The following is a 22,840-nucleotide window of genomic DNA, read 5'->3' on the forward strand; positions in this document are numbered from 1 at the left end:
AAGCAGAGGATCACCGCCGGTAGATCCCGAACTCGTACAACGAGTAGCCCCACCCGGTTCCGCGCTGCGTGGCGTGCAGGCGGACGTACCGGCCGGTCGCCGTCACGTCGATCGAGTCCACACCACCGTCGCCCGACGTCGTTCCGCTCACGGAGCGCCAGCCGGTGCCGTCGTCGGACACCTGGATCTCGTAGGCGCGGCCGAAAGCGCCCTCCCACACCAGGTGCACGTGCTGGAAGGTGGTGACGGCGCCGAGGTCGACCCTGATCCACTGCGGGTCGGACCAGTCGGTGGCCCAGCGGGAGGCGGCGTCGCCGTCCACGGCGTTGGACGGCGGGTAGGGGGCGCCGTCGCCGGTCTGCTGGTGCGACGAGGCGGTCACGGGCCTGCCCCGCGCCACGTCCACGCCGGCCGGCTGCGGCGCGACGACCCGCACCGACCGGGTCTCGATGCCGATGTTGCCGCGGCCGTCCTCGGCCAGGACGTAGACCTTCCACACGCCCAGGCGGTCGGGAGCCGTGACGGTGAGCCGGTTCCCGCCGACCCGCACGGGAGTTCCGGCGAGACCGCCGCTGTCGTCGATGTACCTGCTGTTGAACGCGGCCGACCAGGAGAGCGGGTCCCCGTCCGGGTCGGAGGCGGCGACGTCGATGGTCAGCGGGGCGCCCGCGGCGACGGTCCGGGGCACCGTCATCGACGAGATCACCGGCGGCGTGTTGGCCGGGGTGGCGCCGCCGAACGCCCGTTGCACCGCGTAGAACGAGAGCCGCTTCTTGCCCGCGGGCGTCAGGTTGAACCAGACCGCGCCGAAGTCGTGCTCGGTGCCGTAGTGGAAGAGCGTGCCGCCCAGGGAGACCCCGGTGTGGCCGGTGATGCAGTTCCACGCCTGCGTGTAGCCGTCGCGCTTCTGCACGTCGGTCGGCTCCGCCGGAACGCCGTTGGCGTCGTTCGGCACCTCCCACTCCCCCGCCGGACCCGCCTCGGTGAGGAGGTACGGCTTGGTGTGGCCGCCGGAGATCCAGTCCTGGCGCACCTGGCAGACGTTGCCGTAGGAGTTGACCGAGTACAGGTCCAGGTCCGGGGTGTGCGCTTTCAGGTACGCCCACGCCCCGGTCCACGCGTCCGTGCTCGTCACGGGGTGGTGGGCGTCGATGGCGTGGATCGCCCGCGCGGCCTCGTTGAGGAATCGGGCATAGGCGACGCGCTGGTTCTCGAGCTGGGTGCCGGAGTAGCAGTTCTGCAGGCCGAGGAGGGACTCGTTGCCGACGTTCCACATGAGCACGCCGGGGTGGTCCCGGTAGGTCGTGACCCAGTGGCGGATCTGGCCGAGCACGTCGTTCTTGTAAGCGGTGCCGGTGACGTAGTCGACGCAGCCACCCGAGCCGGGACCGCCGCCGGGTTGCAGCCAGAAGCCGTTGACGACGCGCAGCCCGTGGGCCGCGGCGGCGTCGAGCAGCGGGCGGGTGGAGGCGTCCGTGCCCCAGGTGCGCAGGGTGTTGACGCCCATCGACGTCAGCTCCGGCATGTACCGGGCGGCGTCGGCCGCGGGTGGCCCCCAGGTCAGGCCCTTCACCGTCCACGGCCGGCCGTCGACCACGAGCCGCCAGTCGCCCTGCGAGCCGGTGACGTGCACGCCGCTGCCCGGAACCGGGCCTTGCGTGCCGTGGACGCGGAACTCCCAGAGCGAGACGCCGTAACCGCCGGCCCGCTGGGTGGTGTGCACGCGGACGTACCGGCCGGTGCCGGTGACGTCGTAGCCCTGCCGGCCGCCGGCCGCACCGGTCACGGAGCGGATGGTCTGCCACGTGTCGCCGTTCGCGGAGACCTGGATCTCGAACGCCGTGGCGTACGCGGACTCCCAGTCGAGCTCCACGCGCGTCAGCGACGAGGAGGCGCCGAGGTCGACGCGCAGCCACTGCGGGTCGCTCCACGCGCTGGACCAGCGCGTGCCGCCGTCACCGTCGACCGCCGCCGAGGCGGGGGTTCCGCCGTTCTCGGTGGACGACGCCACCGCGGGTTTGCCTTGCGAGAGCGGAACGGGCGCGGCCTGCGCCGGGGCCACCGCCAGGCCGAGCAGCACGGCGAGCACCGTGCCGATGGAGCGGACGCGAGCCATCGCGCCTCCTGCCACAGGTAGGGATGTAGGAGGAGAGCGCTCTCACAACCCTGCCGACGAACGGTACGACCAGACGCGGGCGGTGTCAAAGAACCGGTCTTGACACCTCGCGCGGCCTGGCGGGACGCTGTTTCGGAGAGCGCTCTCCAAGCCGGTTCCCCACGTCGGCAGGAGGACACAGGTGTCCAGAAAACTCAGCGCGATGGCGATGTCGGCTGCCCTGGTGGCAGCGGTCGTCGTGGTGGCGACGCGGTCGGCGCAGGCCGACGACCTCGTCACGCACCACGAGTTCCAGGCGAACTGCTCGGTCACGACGCACCTCCCGGACGACCCGATCGTCTTCCCGGGACTGCCGGGCGCGTCGCACCTCCACACGTTCCTCGGCAACAGCTCCACCAACGCCCGCAGCACCAACGACTCGCTCAAGGCGGGGCAGACCAACTGCCGGACGCCGGACGACAGGTCCGCGTACTGGTTCCCGTCGGTCCTCAACGGCGACCAGGTGGTGCCGCCGAACTTCCCGCAGGTCATCTACTACAAGTCCGGCATCCTGAGGTACCAGGACGTCGTGCCGTTCCCGCCGGGCATCCGGTTCGTGGTCGGCAGTCCCTCGGCGTCGCAGGAGGAGTTCCGCACGGCACCGGGCGCTGTCGAGGGCTGGGAGTGCGGCGACAGCTTCCACAACTGGGACATTCCCGCCCACTGCACGCCCGGCAGCCAGCTCAACGTCCGCTACCAGGCGCCGAGCTGCTGGAACGGCCGCGACCTCGACTCCGCGGACCACAGGTCCCACATGGCCTACCCCGACCGCGCGACGCTGGCCTGCCCGCCGTCGCACCCGGTCGCGGTGCCGATGATCGAGTTCAAGATGGCGTTCCCGGTGTCCGGTGACATGTCGCGCGTCCGGCTCTCCAGCGGCCGCGGCTACACCTGGCACTACGACTTCATGAACGCCTGGGACGCGCCCACGCAGGCCGCGCTGGTCCGCCATTGCATCAACGGCGGCCTGCAGTGCGACCCCCGCGGGTACGACCTGTACAAGCCCCACCGGGGAGCCGCGCTCGGACCGGACTACCGGTTGCCGCGGTAGAGGACGAACATCCCAGGGCGCGTGTCCGCGTCCTGGGATGCTCTGCGTCCTGGGATGCTCCGGGCCGGGGATGGACCACTACGCGGCGGGCACCAGCACGATCGCGTTGATCTGCGGCTGGTTCACCGCACCGCGCACGAGGTCGACGCGGACCTTGCCGTCCGCGTCGGCCGTGACGGCGAAGTCCTCCTCCACGCCGAAGGCGGTCAGAGGGGCGTCCGCTCCCGCGGCGACGGCGGTCCCGACGATGTCGAAGTCGCTCAGCACGCGCCGGCCGTTCACGTCGACGTCGAAGATCCGCTGGCCGGGACGGGTGAAGTACCAGTCGAGGAAGTACAGCCGCAGCTCGTACGACGCGCCCGCGGTCAGGCCGGTGAGCTCGTAGGACGACTCCAGGTACCGCGAGGTGTTCCAGAGCGAGCTGTCGATCCGGTTCCGGACGGTGCGACTGAAGACCACGTTCGACCGCTTGTCCGCTGGCTTGGTGTCCGTGAGACCACCGACGCCGATGTCACCGGGACCGCCGGCGTCCACCACGACGGGGTCGGCCGCCAGCGAGACCTGCGCCGTGCCGAGCAGCAGAGCGGCCGCCGCGGCGGTCGCCGCGACCATCCGGATGAAGTTGCGCATGCGTGAAGAGCACCACCTTGTTCGAGTTCAACGGAAGGCTCGGCGTCGCTGCCGATGTCGTGCAGCAGTCGGTGAGAGCGCTCTCGCAGGCCTGATCCTCAATGCTATGAACCACCTCGGACGCTGTCAAACGACCGTTCTCCGCGCCGGAACCCCAGACGTGGCAACGGTCAGTGCCGCATCGGTGCCGCCCGTGAAGTCGCAGCTCCCGACGAAGCCGAGGACGGCGCACAGGCGCGGGTCGCTGCCCGCCCCTGTGCGCCGCGTGTCCGATGCCCGTCGGAGAGCGGGTGCTCTCAGATCAGGCTCACGGGTAGTTCACGACGTACCGGACCTGGTTCGCCAGGTCCGCCTGACCGCCCGTGCCGTTGATGACGTTGGCGATGGTGCCCACGCCACCCAGCGACACCGCCACGAGGTGCGTGAACCGCACACCGGGCCGGTTCGGCGCCTCGAACGCGTTGTCCGTGACCACGCTCGGGTTCGCCTGGTTGAAGCAGTACACGCCGACGCCGAACGCCTGGTGCGTCGTCACGGAGTCGGCGACCTTGTAGCCGGCCCAGCCCCGCTGGGACCCGTTCATCCACGCGGCCTGGTTCGGCGGGTCGTACGGCAGCTCGTTCTGGTACAGGTAGACGCGGCCGCCGTTGCCGTTCCAGACCAGGTTGTGCTGCTGGTAGTGCTCGACGAACAACCCGTACGCGGTGACGTTGTCGCCGTTGACGACCACGCCGTTCTGGCCGGGGTTCGCGGTCCAGCCGACGCCCTCGCCGTGATCCGCCCGCCACACCCAGGTGTGGTCGATCAGCGTGTCGCGGCTGTTGACGCGCATGCTGACCGTCGCCTTCCCGGCCTGCGACCCGCCGACGCGCAGGTACACGTCGTGCAGCGAGGTCGGGTTGGCCGCGTGGGAGTTCGCCCCGGAGTCACCGATCTCCAGCAGCACCGGGGAGTTCTGCACGCCCGCGTCGACGAGGAACCCGGCCAGCCTGACACCGTCCACATCGGACGTCGTCAGCGCGGCCCTGCCCGTGGTCGGCGTCAGCGTCGCGAGACCGAGGCCCAGGACGACGGTGTTCGGGCGCGTGACCCGGATGGTGTCGTCGAGCTGGTGGACGCCCGGCGTGAGCAGCAGGTGCTTGCCCTGCTGCAGCGCCGCGTTGATCGTCGCCGCGGGGGTGCCGGGCTTGACGATGAAGAAGTCCGCGAGCGACACCGACGAGCCGGGGTTGCCGTTCTCCCAGCTCGTGCCGCGCGAGTTCTGGCGCAGCGCGGGCAGGAAGACCCGGTACTCCCCCGAGCCGTCGAGGTACAGGTACGGCTTCTCGCGCGTCACCGGCGAGGTGTCGACGGTGGTGTGCGACGGGTTCGGGAAGTGGTTCGCGGGTGCGCCCTGGGTGCCGGCGAACACCATGTTCCACACCGAGCCCGACCAGCCGCCCGCCAGGTTGCTGTTGCGGGTCAGGAACTGCTGCTGCGAACCGGAGACCACGACGCCGTCGATCTTGCTGTCCACGATCAGACCACCGCTGGCCCAGCCGTCGTAGCCGTTCCACAGGTGCGCCTGGCCGCGCAGGTGCATCCGCCGGTACGCGGTGGCCTGCGAGACCGCCCAGCGCTCGATCTGGTTGGCGGGCAGGGTGACAGAGAGGTTCTCGGTGCCGCGCCAGAAGTTCTGCGTCGCGTTGCCGAGGTTGTTCGGGTCGTCGCCCTGCTGCAGCCAGTCGGCCTCGACCCGGATGTGACCGTTGATGTTCACGTCGTCGGGCATCAGCCCGAGACCGGCGATCTGCGTGTAGAACCGCAGGTTCACGTCGGCGTTGTAGGTGCCGGGCTTGAACAGCACGGCGTAGCGCTGCGGCCCGAACTGGTTGGTCTTCATCTGCGCGGCGATGGAGTCGAGCCGCGACTGCATCTCCGACTGCGACGAGCCCGGTCCGTAGACGAACACGTTCGGCCCGAAGTCGGGGTTGCGCGGGTCGGTCGGCGTCACGGCCGGCGTGTCGGGCGTGGTGGCGAAGACCCCCAGCTCCCACAACGAGTAGCCCCAGCCGGTGGCGCGCTGGGTGCCCAGCACCCGCACGTACCGGCCGGACCCGGTGACGTCGAGCGACTGGGTGCCGCCCGTGCTCGTCGTGGTCGAGTAGACGTCACGCCACGAGTTCGCGGCGGCCGTGTCCGACACCTGGATCTGGAAGGCCTTGCCGTACGCGCCCTCCCAGCTCAGGGAGACGCGGCAGACCTGCTGGGTGGAGCCGAGGTCGACCTGGAGCCACTGCGGGTCCGAGAACTGCGACGACCAGCGGGTGCCCGCGTTGCCGTCGACGGCGGCCGACGCCGGTGTACCGCCGTTCTCGGTGGAGGACGCGGTGGCCGGGCGGTGGAGAGCGACGTTGCCGGTGCCGCAGGCGGCCGCACCGGCCTGCGACGCAACACTGACTGAGGTCACCGAACACAGAGCGGCAGCGGCGAACGCGGCGGCCCTGGACAGGGTCGAGCCCATGGTCCTGCCTGACGGGGAGGGGCTGAAAGCCTTGGACAGGGGCGTGAGAGCGCTCTCCCAAGGGACGTTAACGCCGGGTGCCGGCCAGGTCAATCATGCGGAGGCCCGTACGACGAGTTCCGGTTCGAAGATGACGGATCTCGGTCGTCGTCCCGGTTTTTCCAGGTCCGCCAGCAGCAGGGCGGCCATCTCCGCCGCCATCCGCTCGACCGGCTGCCGGATGGTGGTGAGCTGAGGCCGGCAGGCCAGGGCGGGAGCGCTGTCGTCGAACCCGATCACGGCGACGTCGCCGGGGATGCGCAACCCGTGCGCCTGCAGCACGTCCACGGCCGCCTGCGCCATCAGGTCGTTGGCGGCGAACACGGCGTCGAGGTCGGGGCACTCGGTCAGCAGCCGCTGCATGGCGGTGGCGCCGCTCTCGAACGTGAACCCGCCTTCCGCGCTCGGCACGTACGGGAACCCGTGGCGGGCCATGGCGTCGCGGAACCCGGCGTGCCTGTCCTGGCTCGCCAGGACGTCGAGCGGGCCGGAGATGGTGGTGACGTTGTACCGCCCCGCGGCCACGAGGTGGTCGGCGGCCATCCGGCCGCCCGCGCGGTGGTCCATGTCGACGTAGCTGACCGGCATCGGCCGGCCGGGCCGCGCGTAGAGCACCGAGGGGACGCCCGCGTCCAGGAGCCGGGCGGGCAGCGGGTCGGCGGGGTGGGTGGAGACCAGCAGCGCGCCGTCGGCGCTGCCCTGTCTGAGGAACTCGACGACCTCGGTGCGCGCCGGGTCGGAGTCGGCGAGCATGAGCACGGGGTGGACGCTGTGGCCGCGCAGGAAGTCGACCACGCCCGCCGTCACGCGCCCGAAGAACGGGTCGGTGAACACGTCCGATCCCCCGCCGGCACCGGAGATCACCAGGGCGACGGTGCCCGTGCGCCGGGTGACGAGAGACCGGGCCGCGCGGTTGGGCGTGTACCCGGTCTGCTCGATCGCGTTGCGCACCGTCTCCTGGATGCCGGGGTCGACGTTCCGCGTGCCGTTGACGACACGGGAGACCGTCGCGCGAGACACTCCCGCGACTCGCGCGACGTCCTCCAGCGTGGGCGCAACCTTGCTCATGCCACGGTTGTACCACGCCGGAGAGCGTTCTCCCGTGATCAGGAGGTGACGCGCACGTCCTTCACGGCACCTCGCCAGAAGTCGACGTTCTGGCCGTTGTACTTGGCTCGTCCCACCGCGAAAGCGCCCGTGCTCTCGACAGCCGGTCCGGCGGTCGCGGTGGCGACGAGCGCGCCGTCCACGTAGAGCCGGATCTCGCTCCCCTTCCGCTCGCCCTTGAGCTCGTACCAGCGGCCGATCTCCGGCGTGGTCTCGAACCGGGCGCGGTTGCCGCCCGGCGTGCTGAACGCGAAGGCGCCCTGGCCGTACTGCAGGTAGAAGGGGTTCTCCGCCTGACGGCCGTCCTGGCTCACCGCGGTGGCGTAGTTGCCGGGCAGCTCGTCCAGCCGCACCTTCGCGGACACGGTGTAGTCCTTGGTCGTGTCGACGACCGGACCGTAGGTCTCCGCCGAGCCGTTGCGGAGTTCGAGCGCGCCGTCCTTCCACGTGGCGCCGGTCGGGCTGAGGGTCAGCGGGTTCTTGCCCGTCGAGTCCTCGGCCGTGGTGCCCCTGGTCTCGTCGAGCTTCCACTCGCCGCTGCCCGCGTACGGGTAGGGCTTGCCGGCGTCGGCACCGGCCTGGATCACCCGCCGGTTGATCTCGCGCACGGGACCGGGGTCGACCTTGATGCGCTTGCGGTCGTAGGTCCAGAGCCCGTTGAGCTCGCCTTCGAGGTCGGTGACCTGGGTGTAGACCGACGCGGACATCTCCGCGCGGGCCTGGCCGAGGTAGAACGTGCGGGTGTTGTCGACGTACTTCGCCGTCAGCGCCGCCTTGTCCGCCACGCCGCTGTAGATGGCGATCGGGGCGCCGGGCCACTGGTGCCCCGGCGTGCGCAGCGTGAAGCCGCCGTGCTCGCCGTCCACCACAACGCGCTTGCCGTCCGGCCGGGCCGGGTCGGTGTTGTTGTAGTCGTGGTGGTCGATGACGTCGCCCCGGCCGCTGTCACCCTTGGAGGCGCAGCAGTTCACCCCGCTGTGCGCGTTGACGACCCGGCTCGGGTCGGCCGCCTTCACCTGGTCGGCGATCTGGCCGGTGGCGGTGCGGTCCCACTCGCCCCAGCCCTCGTTGAACACGATCCACGAGTAGATGGACGGGTAGTTGTGCAGCTGGTCCATCAGCTCGCGGCCCTCCTTGACGAAGGCCTGCTGGGCGGCGGGGTCGCTGCCGTCCTCGAGGGACACGAAGTCCTGCCACACCATGAGTCCCAGCCGGTCGGCGTGGTAGTACCAGCGGGCGGGCTCGGCCTTGATGTGCTTGCGGACGGAGTTGAAGCCGAGGTCCTTCTGCGCCTTGAGGTCGAAGACCAGCGCCTCGTCGCTCGGCGCGGTGTTCAGGCCGTCCGGGTAGAAGCCCTGGTCGAGCTGCATCAGGTGGAAGATCGGCTTGCCGTTGAGCGTGAGCTTCGGCGTGCCGCCGACGTTGGCGACGCCGGTGGACCGCATGCCGAAGTAGCTCTTGACCCTGTCCCGGCCGAGCGTGACGTCGATCTTGTAGAGGTACGGGTCGTCCGGCGTCCACAGGTGCGCGTTCGGCACGGGCAGGCTGAGGGCCGTGTTCGCCGGTCCGGTGACGGTGCCGACCTGCCGGCCCGCGACGTCCCTGGCGACGGCCGTGACGGTGGCGTTCCCGGCGGACCGGACGGTGACCGTGAGCGAGCCGGTGGCGAGGTCCGGCGTCGTCTTGAGGTCGTCGATCCCCTGCTCCGCCACCGGTTCCATCCACACCGTCTGCCAAATGCCCGACGACGGCGTGTAGAAGATGCCGCTGGGGTTCGGCGACTGCTTGCCCTTGGGCTGGTGCGGCCCGGTGGTGTCGGTGACCGCGACGACGATCTCCTGCTCACCGCGCTTGAGGGCGTCGGTGATGTCGGCGCTGAACGCCGTGTAGCCGCCGGTGTGCTCCGCGACGAGCTTGCCGTTGACCCACACCTTGGCGTGGTAGTCGACCGCGCCGAAGTGGAGCTTCAGCCGCTGGCCGCCGCCGATCCGCCAGTCGTGCGGGACGGACACGGTGCGGCGGTAGAACATGTGGTCCTCGTGCCGCTCCAGCCCGGAGAGCTGCGACTCGATCGGATACGGCACCACGACCTTCTCGCGCAGCTTCTTGCCGAACACCGGCTGCTCGCCCGCCTTGGCGGCCGCGAACTCCCACAGACCGTTGAGGTTCAGCCACTTGTCGCGTTCGAGCTGCGGGCGCGGGTACTCCGGCAGCGGGTTGCGCGCGTCGAAGTCCTCACCCCACGGCGTCCGGAGCCGTTCGGTGGAGACGTTCCCGGTCGTGCGGGCGGTCTTGGCGACCTTCCGGCCGTCGACCGCGAGCGCTCCGGCACCGTCGTAGTAGATCCGGACCCGCTGGCCCTTCAGGACCCGCTCGCCCAGCCGGATCGTCGCCCGGTTGCGGCTCGTGGTGATGAGCGAGATCGGGAACGGGGTGGCGTCGACCTCGATCCGCAGGTGGTCCTCCAGGTCCTGCGTGCCGGTGACACGACCGCCGAAGTCCGCGGTGAGCGTGCGCCCGTCCCGGGAGACCTCGGCCGTGCGCGGCACGACCTGGAAGTCCGGGGGCGGCGTGAACGCGGTCGTGGGCACGAGCTGCTTGGCGGTGGTCGCGCTCGACCAGCGCAGGAACATGTTGGCGCCGCCGGTGTCCTGGAACATCTCCAGCTTGAACGCGTACTGGCGCCCGGCGGTGAGCGCCACCGGTGCGCTGGTCTGCTCGCGGTCCCAGTCGCCGACCCAGTGGTCGATCACCGGCTGGTCGTCGATCAGCAGCCGGAACCCGTTGTCCCCGATGGCGTGGAAGGTGTAGTCACCGGACTGCGGCACCGCGATCTGCCCGGTCCAGCGGGCGGTCGTGTGTTCGGTGCGGCCGTTCAGGAACCCGAAGACACCGGTCAGGTCGCCGTGGTTGACGTCGGCGTCCAGCACGGTGCCACCCAGCGTCGCGAAGTCCCGCGCGCCCGGTGCCGACATGCTGAAGTACTCGCCCTTCAGGCCGTGCACGGGCTCGGCGGCGCTCGCGGGTGACGTCCCGGGCGCTATGCCCAACGCCAGCAGCAGAGCGACGAGTACGGGGGCGGCTTTCTTCATCAGCGAAGATCCCCTTCGTTTTACAACGTTGTAAGAGCGCTCCCACACATCAACGCACACGATTCAACAGTCGGGCTACGGCCGTTCGGAGGCAACAGGCATGTCAAACCGGACAGGTTTCCGGGAAACCGCGCTGTTCGGCGCCGGGGTCTGGACGTGGTCCAGATCTCGGCGGGCGTGTGGTTCGGGAGGGGCCGCGGAGGTCCCCGACGCCGTGGCGCGGTCGGCGGTCGCTCACGAAGGCCGGCGGAGCTCCCCCGACACCTCGACCCCGTCACCGGCCCACCGGACCGAACGCAGATCCCGCACCACCACCGGCGCCGGCGTCCGCAGCGCGTCCTCACCGACCCCGACGACGGTGGCCGCCCCGGCGGCGAGGCCCGCCGCGATCCCGTTGCCGCTGTCCTCGAAGACCAGGCACTCCCCGATCGGCACGCCGAGCTTGCGCGCCGCGGTCAGGTAGCCCTCCGGGTCCGGTTTGCCGCGCGTGACGTCGTCGCCGTTGACCACCACCGGCGGCAACGGGATCCCGACGGCGGCCAGCCGGACCGCCAGCAGTGCGGGCGGGGCGGAGGTGACCAGCGCCCAGTTGCCCGGCAGCGAGTCCACCAGCTCGCGGGCTCCGGGGATCGCGGTGGTCGAGCCGGCGTCGGCGGTCTCGATGTCGTTGATCCGCCGCAGTGCGTCGGCGTGCGCGGAGGCGGGTACGTGCAGGCGGACGGTGTCCGTGGCGCGGCGGCCGTGCAGGCCGCGCAGGACCTCGGCCGGGTCGACGCCGTACTCGTGCGCCCACCGCGTCCACGCCCGTTCGGCGGCGACCGTGGAGTCGGTGAGCACGCCGTCCATGTCGAACAGGACGGCCCGGCAGGTCAGCGTGGTCGTCACGGCAGCGGGATCTCCAGGCTCACGGTGCCGCGCAGGTCGAGCCACGCGCGGTCGCGGCCGCGGACGAGCCGCAGCACGACCTCCTCGCAGTGCGGGCAGCGCGCGACGGCGCCCGGGGCGTCGCGGTAGACGCGCAGGGTCGCCACCGACCCCTTGTAGCCGCAGCCCGAGCACTGCCCGGTCGCCGCCGTCAGGTCCACCGCGAAGATCTCCCGCAGGTCTCCCGCCAGCGCGTTGCCGTCGACGTGGCCAGCGGCGTGGTCGTCGCTCATCGGTGCTCTCCTGTCAGCCGAAGCGTTCGGTGCGGACGCGGCGCGGGTCGTGCCCCAATGCCACGAGGACGTCGGACACCGTCTCGACGAACCCGGTGGGTCCGCACACGAAGACGTCGGGGGTGAACTCGGCGGGCCATCCGTGCGTGTTGAGGGTGGCCACACCCAGCCGGCCCGGCGGCTCCGGAGAACCCTCCGGGGCCTGCCGGGTGTACACGACCCGCACGTCCAGACCGGCGTCCTCACGGGCGCGGCGGCGCAGTTCGTCGGCGTAGAACACGTCCTCGGGCGTGCGCACCGAGTAGATCAGCCGGAACGGCACGCGACTGCCCTCGGCCGCACGCGTGCGGACCATCGCCATCAGCGGCGCGATGCCCGAGCCGCCCGCCACGAGCGTGACGGGTGACTGACCGGTCGCGCGCCACACGAACCAGCCGCCGACCGGGCCGCGCAGCTCGACCTCGGCGCCGACGGGCAGCACGTCGCACAGGTACGGCGACACCTCGCCGTCCGCGACCCGTTGCACGCTCAGCTCGATGCGCTCCCCGTCCGGCGCGGAGGAGATCGAGTAGCTGCGCTGCACCGAGTAGCCGTCCTCGGCGGTGAGCCGGACGTCGACGTGCTGGCCCGGCAGGTGGCCGGGCCAGCCGGGCACGTCGAACACCAGGCTGCGCGCGCTCTTCGTCAGGTCGGTGGCCTCGGCCAGCCGGGCCACCCGCCAGGTCAGTCGCCCTGGTACCGCTGCTCGCGCCATGGGTCTCCGTAGTCGTGGTAGCCCGCGCTTTCCCAGAAGCCGGGTTCGTCCTCGAGCAGCAACCGGATCCCGCGAACCCACTTCGCCGACTTCCAGAAGTACAGGTGCGGCACCAGCAGCCGCGCCGGGCCGCCGTGCTCGGGCGTGAGCTCCTCGTCGTCGTAGCGGTAGGCGATCCACGCCTGCCCGTCGAGCAGGTCCTCCAGCGGCAGGTTCGTCGTGTAGCCGCCGTAGGACTGCACGAGCGCGAAGTCGGCAGCCGTCTCCACGTCCTCCAGCAGCACGTCCAGCGAGACGCCCTTCCAACGGGTGCCGAGCTTGGACCACTTGGTGACGCAGTGGATGTCGGTCGTGATCTTCTCCGCCGGCAGCTCGACGAGCTGCTGCCACGACCAGTCGTGGCGCTGACCGGCCTCCGTGCTGACGGTGAACTGCCACCGGTCGGTCGTGACGCGGGGCGTCGGTCCCGCGGTGAGGACCGGGAAGTCCTCCGCCAGGTACTGGCCGGGCGGGAGCTGCGCGTCCGGTGACCGGCGTCGCCCGGCGAAACCGGGAGAGACGATTGGCATCGTGCCAGTAGACGACAACGGGGCGCCGGGCGCCACCGATGATCTCGGAGGTCACATGGACGTGCGGGTCGAGACGACCGGGACCACCACGGTGATCCGGATGAACCGCCCGGACCGGCGCAACGCGGTCGACGGTCCGATGGCGGCCGAGCTGCGGGACGCGTTCCTCGCGTTCGAAGCCGATCCCTCGCAACGGGTCGCGGTCCTCACCGGCGAGGGCGGCACGTTCTGCGCGGGCGCGGACCTGAGCTCGGTCGGTGATCCGGCGCGGCGCAACGAGCTCGACCCGTCCGGTGGCGGTGCGGGCCCGATGGGGCCGACGCGGTTGCTGCTGGGCAAGCCCCTGATCGCCGCCGTCAGCGGCTACGCGGTCGCGGGCGGGCTGGAGCTCGCGCTGCTCGCCGACCTGCGGGTGGTGGAGAGCGACGCGGTGTTCGGGGTGTTCTGCCGGCGGTGGGGCGTGCCGCTGATCGACGGCGGCACCGTGCGGCTGCCGAGGATCGTCGGGCTGGGTCGCGCGTTGGACCTGATCCTGACCGGACGGCCGGTGCACGCCGACGAGGCGTTGGCGATCGGGCTGGCCAACCGCGTGGTCGAGCCCGGCCAGGCGCTGCCCGCGGCGCTGGAGCTCGCCGCGCGGATCGCCGCGTTCCCCTTCGAGTGCGTGCTCACCGACCGGGCCTCGACCTACGCCGGGCTCGACCTGCCGCTGGCGGAGGCGTTGCGGGCCGAAGGGGCGGCCGGGGTGCCGGTCGTGGCGCGGGAGGGGGTGGCCGGCGCCGCCCGGTTCGCGGGCGGCGCCGGTCGTCACGGCGCCGGCGAAGGCGGCGCACGGTGAGGTCGGGGTTGCGGGCGATCCGGCGCCACGGCCACAGCGGTGGCCTGCCGGGGTCGTCGACGGCGTGGCCGCGCACGACCGGGACGTCGTGCTCGGCGGCCATGTCCGTCGCGGCCGCCGCCGGGCGCGTCTTGCCGATGCCCGCCTCCCGGCGACCAGCAGCGGCGTAGTAGCCGCTCACCCAGTCGATCATGCCTGAACTCCGCGTTCGCCGACCCGAGGCGCCGACCCGGACCCGAGGTCCTCGCGACCGGGGTGCCGCCGTGCCGACCACAGCGTCAGCGCGGCGGCGCCCAGGCCCAGCAGCAGTGACGTCCAGATGTTGAGGCGCAGGCCCAGAACCGTGTTCGCCGCGTCGATCCGCAGCGCCTCGATCCACAGCCTGCCCAGGGTGTAGAGCACCACGTACAGGCCGAACGCGCGGCCGTGCCCGAGCCGGAACCGGCGGTCCGCCCAGATCACCGCGGCGGCCACGCCGAAGGTCCACAGCAGCTCGTACAGGAACGCCGGGTGGAACGTCCCCAGCACCACCGGCTGACCGTCCGCGCCGACGACCGCGCGGCCGGCCCGCAGGTCCCACTCGTGGATCGTCAACGCCCACGGCAGGTCCGTCGGGGCGCCGTAGACCTCGTTGTTGAACCAGTTGCCGAGCCGGCCGATGCCCTGGGCCAGCGCGATTCCCGGCGCGGCGGCGTCCGCCAGCGGAGGCAGCGCCACGCCCGCGCGCTTCGCACCGATCCACGCCCCGAGCGCGCCGAGGGCGATCGCGCCCCACACGCCCATGCCGCCTTCCCAGATGTGGAGGGCTTTCACGGGATCGCCGCCGGGGCCGAAGTAGGGCTGCCACGTCGTCGCCACGTGGTAGAGCCGGGCGCCGACGATGCCGAGCGGGACGCCCCACGTCGCGATCTGACCGACGACCCCGGGCCTGCCGCCGCGCCGGACGTAGCGGCGTTCGGTCAGCCAGGCGGCGACGAGGACGCCCGCGATGATGCAGAACGCGTAGGCGCGGATCGGCACGGGACCGAGGTGCCAGACGCCCTGGGTCGGACTCGGGATGGCCGCGAGCAGCATCGCGCCAGGCTGGTGAAGCCGGGGCTCGCGCGAGGTGAAGTGCGCGGGCCCCGGCTCCCCCGGTCAGCCCACCGTTCCGCCGACGATCGGCAGCACCACCTTGCTGGCACCCAGCGACACGTCGAGCGCGACGCCGTTCGCCGCGGTGTCCGAGGCGATGTAGGCGTTGTGGTTGGTGACGAGCACGATGCCGATCCGGTGCCCCGCCGGGATGAGCGCGTCCCTGGCGTGCAGCTTCCAGGTGACGTCCGCGGTGGTCCCGCCGGTGGGCAACGGGGTCGCGGACTCCAGCGACAGGCGGTTCTTCGCGTCGATCGACCCCTTGGTCAGCATCGTCGCCGTGACGGCCTGGAGCGAGACGTCCGGCGGCCGCGCGCAGCCGGTGCGGTCGCGCAGGTCGTTCTTGCCGCAGACCTCGGTGGACAGCTGCAGCGGGCTGCGTTCGGACAACACGGCCCGGGTGCTCGGGCCGTAGTCCACCAGCAGCGCCGTGAGCGGCACCGACGCGCGGTTCGACGCGACGCGGACGGTCAGGCTGACCTCACCGGACAGCCGTGCGGCCTTCGTCAGCGGCGCCGTCACGTAGGCCAGCCGGCCGGAGGTCGCGGTCTCCGGGTTCGCCATCATGCTCGCCTCGTTGATGTTCGCGTTGTTCGCGAGGCGCTGCGTGCCGCTGCCGGCCGCGGTGGTGGTCAGCGAACCGGACATGCCACCGGACGCCGGACCGAAGTACAGCGTGGTGTTCTTCGTGTCCGGGCGCGGCCAGGACGCCGCCTGCTCCCAGCTGCCGTCGGGCTTCTGCACGTCGGCCATGGGCTCGTTCATGATCCCGTTGTTCGCGCCCTTGAGCCAGTGGTCCATCCACAGGCCCATCACGCGCTGCCACTCGGCCTGGCGGAACGAGATCGGGTCGAGGTGACCGCCGCGGTGCAGCCAGATCTTGCGCGGCACACCGCGGTCCGCGAGTTCCTTCCACCAGCGGCCGAACTGCGACGGCTTGACGTTCCAGTCCGCCTGTCCGTGCACGACGAACACCGACGCTGTCGTGTTCTGCGCCCCCGGCCGGTAGTCGCGGGTCTTCCAGAACGACGTGTAGTCCCAGGACTCGTCGCCGTCCTGGGCGGCGAGCCTGTCGAACACCGGCTTGCACCTGGCCTTCTGCGCCGCGCTCACGACGTAGCCTGCGAGGAACGACGGGTAGTTCGACTCCCAGCCCTTGTAGCCGATGCCCTGGTCGCGGGCGTACTCGTACCAGCTCGAGATCGCGGCGATCGGCACGATCGTCTTCACGCCGGGGATGTTCGCCGCGGCGGCCGCGTTGGGCAGCGTGCCGTTGTAGGAGACGCCGAGCATGCCGACGTTGCCGGTGCTCCAGCTCGCGACCGCTTCCCGGCCGTCCGCGTAGAACGCCTTCGCCCGGCCGTTGAGCCAGTCCACGACCGCGCGGACGCTCGCGGTGTCTTCCGGACCGCCGCTGGTCGGGCAGCCGGTCGAGCGGGAGGTGCCTTGCATCTCCATCTCGACCACGGCGTACCCGCGCGGCACGAAGTACTCGTCGTACCAGCGGCCGAAGCCGCGCGGCAGCGCCGCCGACGACGCCGCCGCGCCACCCAGCCCGTAGTAGGGACTGGCTTCCATCACGATCGGCACCCGGCCCGGCGTGTCCGGCCGCATGACGTCCGCGGCGATCCGGTCGGGCTTGCCGTCCGCGTCACTGTCAATTGTGGACTCGACGTAGACGGTCTCGGTGATCGCCGCCGCGGCCTCCGGGGCCGCGTTCGAGGCAGGCGTGTGGATCGTCGCGGCCGTGAGCAGGGCGGCCGCGACGAGGTAGACCCTTCGCATAGGTTCCTCCGTCGGAGGGCCCGATCGAGCAGCAGGGGTACAACGTCTCGGGCCCTACGGAGGAATCTCACCGGTTCCGGCGTGCCCGCCGGTACGGCCGAAAGATCTGAACCGCTGATTGTCCAGTCCAGGTCCGGCCGTCAGGCCGCGACGAGCTCCTTGTCGCGGCTCGGCGCCTTCACCTTGGGCTTGCGGTTCGGCAGCGACAGGCGGAACACCTTGCGCCACGCGGAGAAGACCTGCTTGGGCAGCGGACCGGTCACGTACTCCAGCTCGTACTTCTCGAACAGCGCCTTCACCTTGACCGCGACCTCGGCGTACCGGTTGCTCGGCAGGTCCGGGAACAGGTGGTGCTCGATCTGGTGCGACAGGTTGCCGGTCATGAAGTGCATCGCCTTGCTGCCGCTGATGTTCGCGGAGCCCATCATCTGGCGCAGGTACCACTGGCCGCGCGTCTCGCCCTTGATGGAGCGGCGCTCGAAGACCTGCACGCCCTCCGGGAAGTGACCGCACATGATCACCGAGTGCGACCACAGGTTGCGGATCAGGTTCGCGGTGAACGTCGCGGCGAGCGTGGTCAGGAACGACGGGCCCGACAGCAGCGGGTGGATCACGTAGTCCTTGAGCACCTGCTTGCGGATCTTGCGGCCCACGGCCTTGGCCCGCGCGCGGAACTCGGGGTTCTTGCGGCGGCGCTTGTGCAGGTTCTTGCCCAGCTCCAGGTCGTACGCGGCGATGCCGTACTCGAAGAAGCAGGCGTTGATGAAGTTCCACACCGGCTGCCCGAGGTGCATGGGGTGCCACTTCTGGTCCTCGTCGACGCGCATGATGCCGTAGCCGAGGTCGTTGTCCTTGCCGATCACGTTCGTGTACGTGTGGTGCAGCTCGTTGTGCGAGTGCTTCCACTGGTCGGCCGGCGAGACGTGGTCCCACTCCCAGGTGGTGGAGTGGATCTTCGGGTCGCGCATCCAGTCCCACTGGCCGTGCAGGATGTTGTGACCGATCTCCATGTTGTCCATGATCTTCGCCACGGACAGGCCGGCGGTGCCGATGATCCAGGCCGGCGGGAAGAACGAGAACAACAGGATGCCGCGGCTCGTCAGCTCCAGCTTGCGCTGCGCGGAGATGACCTTGCGGATGTAGGCCGCGTCCTTCTCGCCACGGCTCGCGATGATCTCGTCGCGAATCGCGTCGAGCTCGCGGCCGAGCTCCTCGATCTGCTCGTCGGTGAGGTGCGCGGTGGGGTCGATGGCGGTCATGAAGCTCTCTTTCGAGGGGTCCGTGGCTGGGGGGTGGCCACTTCGCGGAGAAGGAAACGTCTGTGGTGGGGTGCGCCGGCTAGCGTTCGAGCTCGCAGGGGCCCGCCGCGGCGGACACGCAGGTCTGGACGAGCACGCCGTCCTCGGCCTCGGTGATCTCGCCGGTGCGCAGGTCCCTCACCGCGCCGGACTTCAGCGGCGTCACGCAGCCGAAGCAGATGCCCATGCGGCAGCCGGACGGCATCAGCACGCCCGCCTCCTCGCCGACGTTCAGCAGCGGCGTGGCGCCGTCGGCCTCGACGGTCTTGCCGGTCTTGCCGAACGTGACCTCGCCACCCTCGCCCGCCACGACCACGGTCGGGCGGAAGCGCTCGGTGTGGAGCTTGTCGGCGATGCCGTGGGCGGCCCAGTGGGCCTCGGCGGCGTCCAGGAGACCGGCCGGCCCGCAGGCCCAGGTCTCGCGCTCGGCCCAGTCGGGCACGAGCTTCTCGAGCTCGGCGACGTCGAGCATGCCGTGGGTGTCGGTGTGCAGCTCGACGAGGGTGAGGGCCTTGTCCGCGACCAGGTCGTGCAGGTCGTTGCGGAAGATCACGTCTTCCTTGCGCGGCGCGGAGTGGACCATCACGACGTCGGCGAGCCTCGTGTCGCGCAGCATGCCCATCACGGGCGTGATGCCGCTGCCGGCGGTGAGGTAGAGGACCTTCGCGGGCGTGGTCTCCGGCAGCACGAACTCGCCGGTGGCCTGGTCGAGCTGGATGACCGTGCCCGGCTTCGCCCTGCGGACCAGGTGGTTGCTGACCTTGCCGTCCGGGATGGCCTTCACGGTGATCGTGATGCGGCCGTCCGCGCGGCTGGTCGGCGACGTCACCGAGTAGGCGCGCCACAGCCGGACGCCGTCGACGTCCACGCCGACCCGGACGTACTGCCCGGCGACGTGACCGCGCCAGCCCTTGCCGGGCCGGATCACGATGGTCGCGGCATCGTCTGTCTCGCGGTGCACGGCCTCGATGCGGCCGCGCAGGTCAGCGCCCGCCCTGAGGGGGCTGACCAGGTCGAGGTAGTCGGACGGCAGCAGTGGCGTCGTGACCAGCTCCAGGAACTTCCACGCCCTGCTGCGGAGGGCGGCACTCGTCATGACTCCAGCTTGATGCGCCTCAGGGCGTAAAGTCCTGTCCGCAAGACGTGAATTTATCCAGCCACATTGTTCGCGGGGAACAAATCGTGACTCACGCAATGCAGAGGGCCACCGAACTCGCCCTCGACGAGAAGACCGTGACCGCGTTGCGAGCGGTCCTGAAGACGACCGCCGACGAGGTCGTGCGCGCCATCATCGACGAGGTGCCGAGCTACGCCAACGCCCTCTCCGGCCGCATGGGCGGCACGATCCGGCGGGCCGTCCGCACCGCCCTCGGCCACTACCTGGACTTGGCGAGCGGCACCGGCGGTGGCGGAGACGCCAGCGACGCGGCCTACGAGCTGGGCCGCGGCGAGGTGCGGGACGGGCGTTCGATGGACGCTCTCCTGAGCGCCTACCGGGTGGGCGCCCGCGTCGCGTGGCGCGGCCTGGCCGCCGGGGCCGTGCCCGCCGGTCTCCCCGCCTCCGAGGTGGCGAAGTTCGCCGAGCTGACCTTCGCCTACATCGACGAGCTGTCCGCCGCCTCCGCCGCGGGTCACGCCGACGAACTGGCAGCCCGCGGCCTCGCCCACGAGCGCCACCTCGAACAACTGGCCCGCGACCTGCTCGCCGGCGCCACCCCCGAGGTGCTGCTGGCCGACTCGCAACGCGCCGGCTGGTCCGCGCCGACGACGCTGACCGTGGTGCTGCTGCCGTCGTTCCAGGCGCGACCCGCGTTCCGCCGGCTCGACCCCGGCACCCTGGTCCTGGACGACCTGCCCGACTCGACCGGCGTGCTGCTGGTGCCGGACACCGACCGCGCCCACCTGCTGCGCCAGCTGACGGGACGTGACGCCGTCGTCGGCCCTTCCCGCCCCTGGATGCGGGCGTCCGCCTCCTACGAGCGGGCGGCACGGGCCCGTGCGTTGTCGTCCCTGATCCGCGACACCGAGGAACACCTCCCCTCACTGGTGCTGAGCGCCGATCCCGAGGCCTACGCCGACCTGCGCGCCCGCGCGCTGGCACCGTTGCACGCCCTGCCGGCCAGCTCCGCCCGGCGACTGGAGGAGACGTTGCGGGCCTGGTTGCTGCACCACGGGCGGCGCGAGGAGGTCGCCGCCGCGCTGTTCGTGCACCCGCAGACCGTCCGGTACCGGATGCAGCAGTTGCGGGACATCTTCCCGGACCTGGGGTCTCCGCAGCGGGTGTTGGAGTTGACGCTGGCGGTGGGATTGCCGGTGGCGGCCGACTGATTCGTTTTGGTCAACACTGAAGCTATAGAGACAACTTGTTGAGCGCGCTCGATCTCCCGCGCCCACGGGGCGAGCAGACCGCAGTAGTGCCCGTAGGCCTCGGCCGGCCAGGGGCCTTCGCGGTGCAACGACGTCCAGCCGCAGCGCTCTCGCCTCCAACCAGGCGACGCCACACCAGCGCGTCGCCGTGACCCACACCACACCATCGCGAGAACCTGGGCCCACCACCCCGACGTCTTGCGGAGTGTGAGAGCCATCCGGGGTGAGCCGGCCGACCTCGACGAGGAACAACTCGTGCGCCGAGTCGCACGGGGTGACCGCCGCGCCTTCGAAGAGCTGTACCGGCGCACGTCGCCCTGGCTGGCCGTGCGGTTGCGCAGACGCTGCTCGGACGAGCAGATCGTCGCCGAGGTGCTGCAGGAGACCTATCTGGCGGTGTGGCGCGCGGCGGGCGCGTTCGCCGGTGCGGCCGCGGGTGGCAGCGCGGCCGGGTGGCTGTGGACGATTGCCGCTCGCCGACTGATCGACGCCTTCCGCAGGCGTGCGCACCACGCCGCGCCGCCCGTGGCCGCCGCGCCCCGGCACACCGCGCCCGCCGCCGACGAGGCCGTGCTCGACGGGGTGGTCGGGGACGAGGTCGGGGACGCGTTGCGGCGGCTGGCGCCGGAGTTGCGGCAGGTGTTGCAGGCGATGGTGCTCGACGGGTTGTCGGTGCGGGAGACGTCGTTGCTGCTCGGGGTGCCGGAGGGGACGGTCAAGACGCGGGCTCGGCGGGCTCGGATCGCGATGAGGGAGGCGTTGGCGTGAACGCACGACACGAAGACTCGACCGCCCATCCGAGCGAGCGGCTGGTGCGCCGGTACGCGCGGGGTGACGTGGACATCGCCGCCGACGAGCTGTGGGCCGTCGAGTCGCACCTCGAGGCTTGTGCGCCGTGCCGCGCGCGCCTGGCCCCCGACCCCGTCGCCGAGGCGGTGTGGGCGGAGCTCGCGCCGCGGCTCGCCCTCACCCCGCAGATGCCGCGAGCGGGGCGGTGGCGCGGGCGGGTCAACGGGTGGGTGTCGCCCGCGGCCGGGCCGTGGCTCGCGATGATCCTGCTCGTCACGGCCGCGGCGGTGGCGCTGGACAGGCTCGGGGTCGCGGTGGGCGACCGGGTGTCGCTCGTGCACCTGGTGGCGCCGGTGCTGCCGGTGCTCGGGGTGGCGGCGTCGTGGAGCCGGGCGCTGGACCCGGCGTACGAGCTCACGGCCGCCACGCCGCGGGCCGGGTTGCCACTCGTCTTCCGGCGCACGGCGGCGGTGCTGGCCGTGGTCGTGCCGGGGCTCGCGGCGGCCAGCCTGGTCACCGGTGCCGGGCTGACGCAGTGGCTGTTGCCGTGCCTCGCCTTCACGACCGGAACGTTGGCGCTGGGAGCGTTCGTGGGGATCACGAGAGCGGCAGCCGTGCTCATCGCGGCGTGGGCGGTGGTGATCGTGGCGCCGACGATCGCGTTCAGCCGCACCCCGACAGCGCTCGACGACGCCGCGGCACCGCTCTGGGCCGCGGTCCTCGCGCTGGCGGTCACCGTCATCGTCGTGCGCAGGATGGCGTTCACGCGACTGGAGGCCGGCCGATGACCGCACCGACCACCTACGCGTGGGAGGTCGAGGCGCTCGACCTGGAGGTCAGGGCAGGCCGCAGGACGGCGGTCGACGGCGTGACCCTCCACATGGGACGCGGCGTGCACGGCCTGCTCGGCCCCAACGGCGCGGGCAAGACAACGCTCATCCGCGCGCTCGCGACGGTGCTCCAGCCGGCACGAGGAGAGCTGCGGCTGCTGGGCGGCGGGAACCTCCGCGAGACGAGGAGGAGGATCGGCTACCTGCCGCAGGAGTTCGGGCACTACCGCCGGTTCACGGTCCGCGAGTTCGTCGCCTACGTGGCGTGGCTCAAGGAGGTGCCGGACCGGCACGTCCCCGCGGCCGTCCAGCGCGCGGTGGACAGGGTCGGGCTGGCCGACCGGGCCGACGACAGGCTCAGGACGTTGTCGGGCGGCATGCTCAAGCGGGCCGGCATCGCGCAGGCCATCGTCAACGATCCCGAGGTGGTGCTGCTCGACGAACCCACGGCGGGTCTGGACCCCGCGCAGCGCCTCAGGTTCCGCGAACTGCTCACCGAGCTCGGAACGGACGCGTGCGTGGTCGTTTCCACGCACCTGGTCGAGGACGTCGCCGCCGCCTGCACGGACGTGCTGCTGATGGACAAGGGAAAACTCGTCTTCCGCGGCACTCCGGCGCAGCTCGTGGCGAAGGGCTCGGACCACCACCCCGGCGACAGCCCCATCGAACGCGGCTACAGCGCCGTGCTCGCGTTCCCGGACAAGCACGGGACGTGGTGACATTCCACAAAGGACAGCGTGTG

At 71.3% G+C, this 22,840-nt stretch carries 19 protein-coding genes; 6 read left to right on the forward strand and 13 right to left on the reverse strand.

Annotated features, from left to right (window positions below; all coding sequences use genetic code 11):
- Positions 1-10 precede the first annotated feature (10 nt).
- Positions 11-2,116, reverse strand: a complete 2,106-nt coding sequence (locus tag L6E10_RS08520; protein ID WP_236218495.1) for a discoidin domain-containing protein — start codon at positions 2,114-2,116, stop codon at positions 11-13.
- A 181-nt stretch (positions 2,117-2,297) separates the two neighbouring features.
- On the opposite strand from L6E10_RS08520, the gene L6E10_RS08525 reads away from it, so the two are divergent.
- Positions 2,298-3,206, forward strand: coding sequence for a DUF1996 domain-containing protein (locus tag L6E10_RS08525; protein ID WP_236218497.1), 909 nt, complete (start codon positions 2,298-2,300; stop codon positions 3,204-3,206).
- A 78-nt stretch (positions 3,207-3,284) separates the two neighbouring features.
- Here the strand turns inward: L6E10_RS08525 and L6E10_RS08530 are convergent, their stop codons facing one another.
- The 8 genes from L6E10_RS08530 to L6E10_RS08565 form a co-directional block, all read right to left on the reverse strand.
- A complete protein-coding gene (locus L6E10_RS08530; RefSeq protein WP_236218499.1) occupies positions 3,285-3,836 on the reverse strand; it encodes a malectin domain-containing carbohydrate-binding protein in 552 nt (183 codons plus the stop codon).
- Between the two features lie 307 nt (positions 3,837-4,143).
- A complete protein-coding gene (locus L6E10_RS08535) occupies positions 4,144-6,339 on the reverse strand; it encodes a discoidin domain-containing protein (RefSeq protein ID WP_236218501.1) in 2,196 nt (731 codons plus the stop codon).
- 93 nt (positions 6,340-6,432) lie between these two features.
- Positions 6,433-7,446 (reverse strand): LacI family DNA-binding transcriptional regulator, encoded by a 1,014-nt coding sequence (locus L6E10_RS08540; protein WP_236218503.1) that lies wholly within the window; start codon positions 7,444-7,446, stop codon positions 6,433-6,435.
- Between the two features lie 38 nt (positions 7,447-7,484).
- Positions 7,485-10,577, reverse strand: a complete 3,093-nt coding sequence (locus L6E10_RS08545) for a PA14 domain-containing protein (protein WP_236218505.1) — start codon at positions 10,575-10,577, stop codon at positions 7,485-7,487.
- A gap of 234 nt (positions 10,578-10,811) precedes the next feature.
- Positions 10,812-11,462, reverse strand: a complete 651-nt coding sequence (locus L6E10_RS08550; protein WP_236218507.1) for an HAD-IA family hydrolase — start codon at positions 11,460-11,462, stop codon at positions 10,812-10,814.
- Positions 11,459-11,734: a DUF6510 family protein gene (locus L6E10_RS08555; protein ID WP_236218509.1), complete on the reverse strand. Its 276-nt coding sequence runs from the start codon at positions 11,732-11,734 to the stop codon at positions 11,459-11,461. The genes L6E10_RS08550 and L6E10_RS08555 overlap by 4 nt, the downstream gene beginning before the upstream one ends.
- Before the next feature lie 13 nt (positions 11,735-11,747).
- Positions 11,748-12,488 (reverse strand): ferredoxin reductase, encoded by a 741-nt coding sequence (locus L6E10_RS08560; protein ID WP_236218511.1) that lies wholly within the window; start codon positions 12,486-12,488, stop codon positions 11,748-11,750.
- A complete protein-coding gene (locus L6E10_RS08565) occupies positions 12,458-13,057 on the reverse strand; it encodes a sulfite oxidase-like oxidoreductase (protein ID WP_236218513.1) in 600 nt (199 codons plus the stop codon). Before L6E10_RS08565 ends, L6E10_RS08560 begins: the two co-directional genes overlap by 31 nt.
- A 55-nt stretch (positions 13,058-13,112) precedes the next feature.
- Here L6E10_RS08565 and L6E10_RS08570 point away from each other — a divergent pair, with 55 nt between their 5' ends.
- Positions 13,113-13,895: a crotonase/enoyl-CoA hydratase family protein gene (locus L6E10_RS08570; protein ID WP_236218841.1), complete on the forward strand. Its 783-nt coding sequence runs from the start codon at positions 13,113-13,115 to the stop codon at positions 13,893-13,895.
- A 189-nt stretch (positions 13,896-14,084) separates the two neighbouring features.
- On the opposite strand, the gene lgt is transcribed toward L6E10_RS08570, so the two are convergent.
- From lgt to L6E10_RS08590, 4 genes are all read right to left on the reverse strand, one after another.
- The gene (lgt, locus tag L6E10_RS08575) at positions 14,085-14,969 is read right to left on the reverse strand and encodes a prolipoprotein diacylglyceryl transferase (RefSeq protein ID WP_236218515.1); all 885 of its coding nucleotides are present in this window, start codon (positions 14,967-14,969) and stop codon (positions 14,085-14,087) included.
- Between the two features lie 63 nt (positions 14,970-15,032).
- A complete protein-coding gene (locus L6E10_RS08580) occupies positions 15,033-16,814 on the reverse strand; it encodes a CocE/NonD family hydrolase (protein WP_236218517.1) in 1,782 nt (593 codons plus the stop codon).
- A gap of 140 nt (positions 16,815-16,954) precedes the next feature.
- On the reverse strand, positions 16,955-18,073 hold the full coding sequence (locus tag L6E10_RS08585) for an acyl-CoA desaturase (RefSeq protein WP_236218519.1): 1,119 nt from the start codon (positions 18,071-18,073) through the stop codon (positions 16,955-16,957).
- Between the two features lie 79 nt (positions 18,074-18,152).
- Positions 18,153-19,208 (reverse strand): ferredoxin reductase, encoded by a 1,056-nt coding sequence (locus L6E10_RS08590; RefSeq protein ID WP_236218521.1) that lies wholly within the window; start codon positions 19,206-19,208, stop codon positions 18,153-18,155.
- Between the two features lie 86 nt (positions 19,209-19,294).
- Between L6E10_RS08590 and L6E10_RS40720 the strand changes: the two genes are divergently transcribed.
- The 4 genes from L6E10_RS40720 to L6E10_RS08610 all read left to right on the forward strand — a co-directional run bounded on the left by L6E10_RS40720 (position 19,295) and on the right by L6E10_RS08610 (position 22,817).
- Positions 19,295-20,440, forward strand: a complete 1,146-nt coding sequence (locus L6E10_RS40720; protein WP_236218523.1) for a CdaR family transcriptional regulator — start codon at positions 19,295-19,297, stop codon at positions 20,438-20,440.
- Between the two features lie 255 nt (positions 20,441-20,695).
- Positions 20,696-21,247, forward strand: coding sequence for an RNA polymerase sigma factor (locus L6E10_RS08600; RefSeq protein ID WP_236218843.1), 552 nt, complete (start codon positions 20,696-20,698; stop codon positions 21,245-21,247).
- Positions 21,244-22,056 carry a zf-HC2 domain-containing protein gene (locus L6E10_RS08605; protein ID WP_236218524.1) on the forward strand — a complete coding sequence of 271 codons (813 nt, stop codon included), beginning with the start codon at positions 21,244-21,246 and terminating at the stop codon, positions 22,054-22,056. The genes L6E10_RS08600 and L6E10_RS08605 overlap by 4 nt, the downstream gene beginning before the upstream one ends.
- Positions 22,053-22,817 carry an ABC transporter ATP-binding protein gene (locus L6E10_RS08610; protein WP_236218526.1) on the forward strand — a complete coding sequence of 255 codons (765 nt, stop codon included), beginning with the start codon at positions 22,053-22,055 and terminating at the stop codon, positions 22,815-22,817. The genes L6E10_RS08605 and L6E10_RS08610 overlap by 4 nt, the downstream gene beginning before the upstream one ends.
- The last annotated feature ends 23 nt before the right edge of the window (positions 22,818-22,840 follow it).

The organism is Lentzea sp. CC55 (genome assembly GCF_021056325.1).
GTDB lineage: Bacteria > Actinomycetota > Actinomycetes > Mycobacteriales > Pseudonocardiaceae > Lentzea > Lentzea jiangxiensis.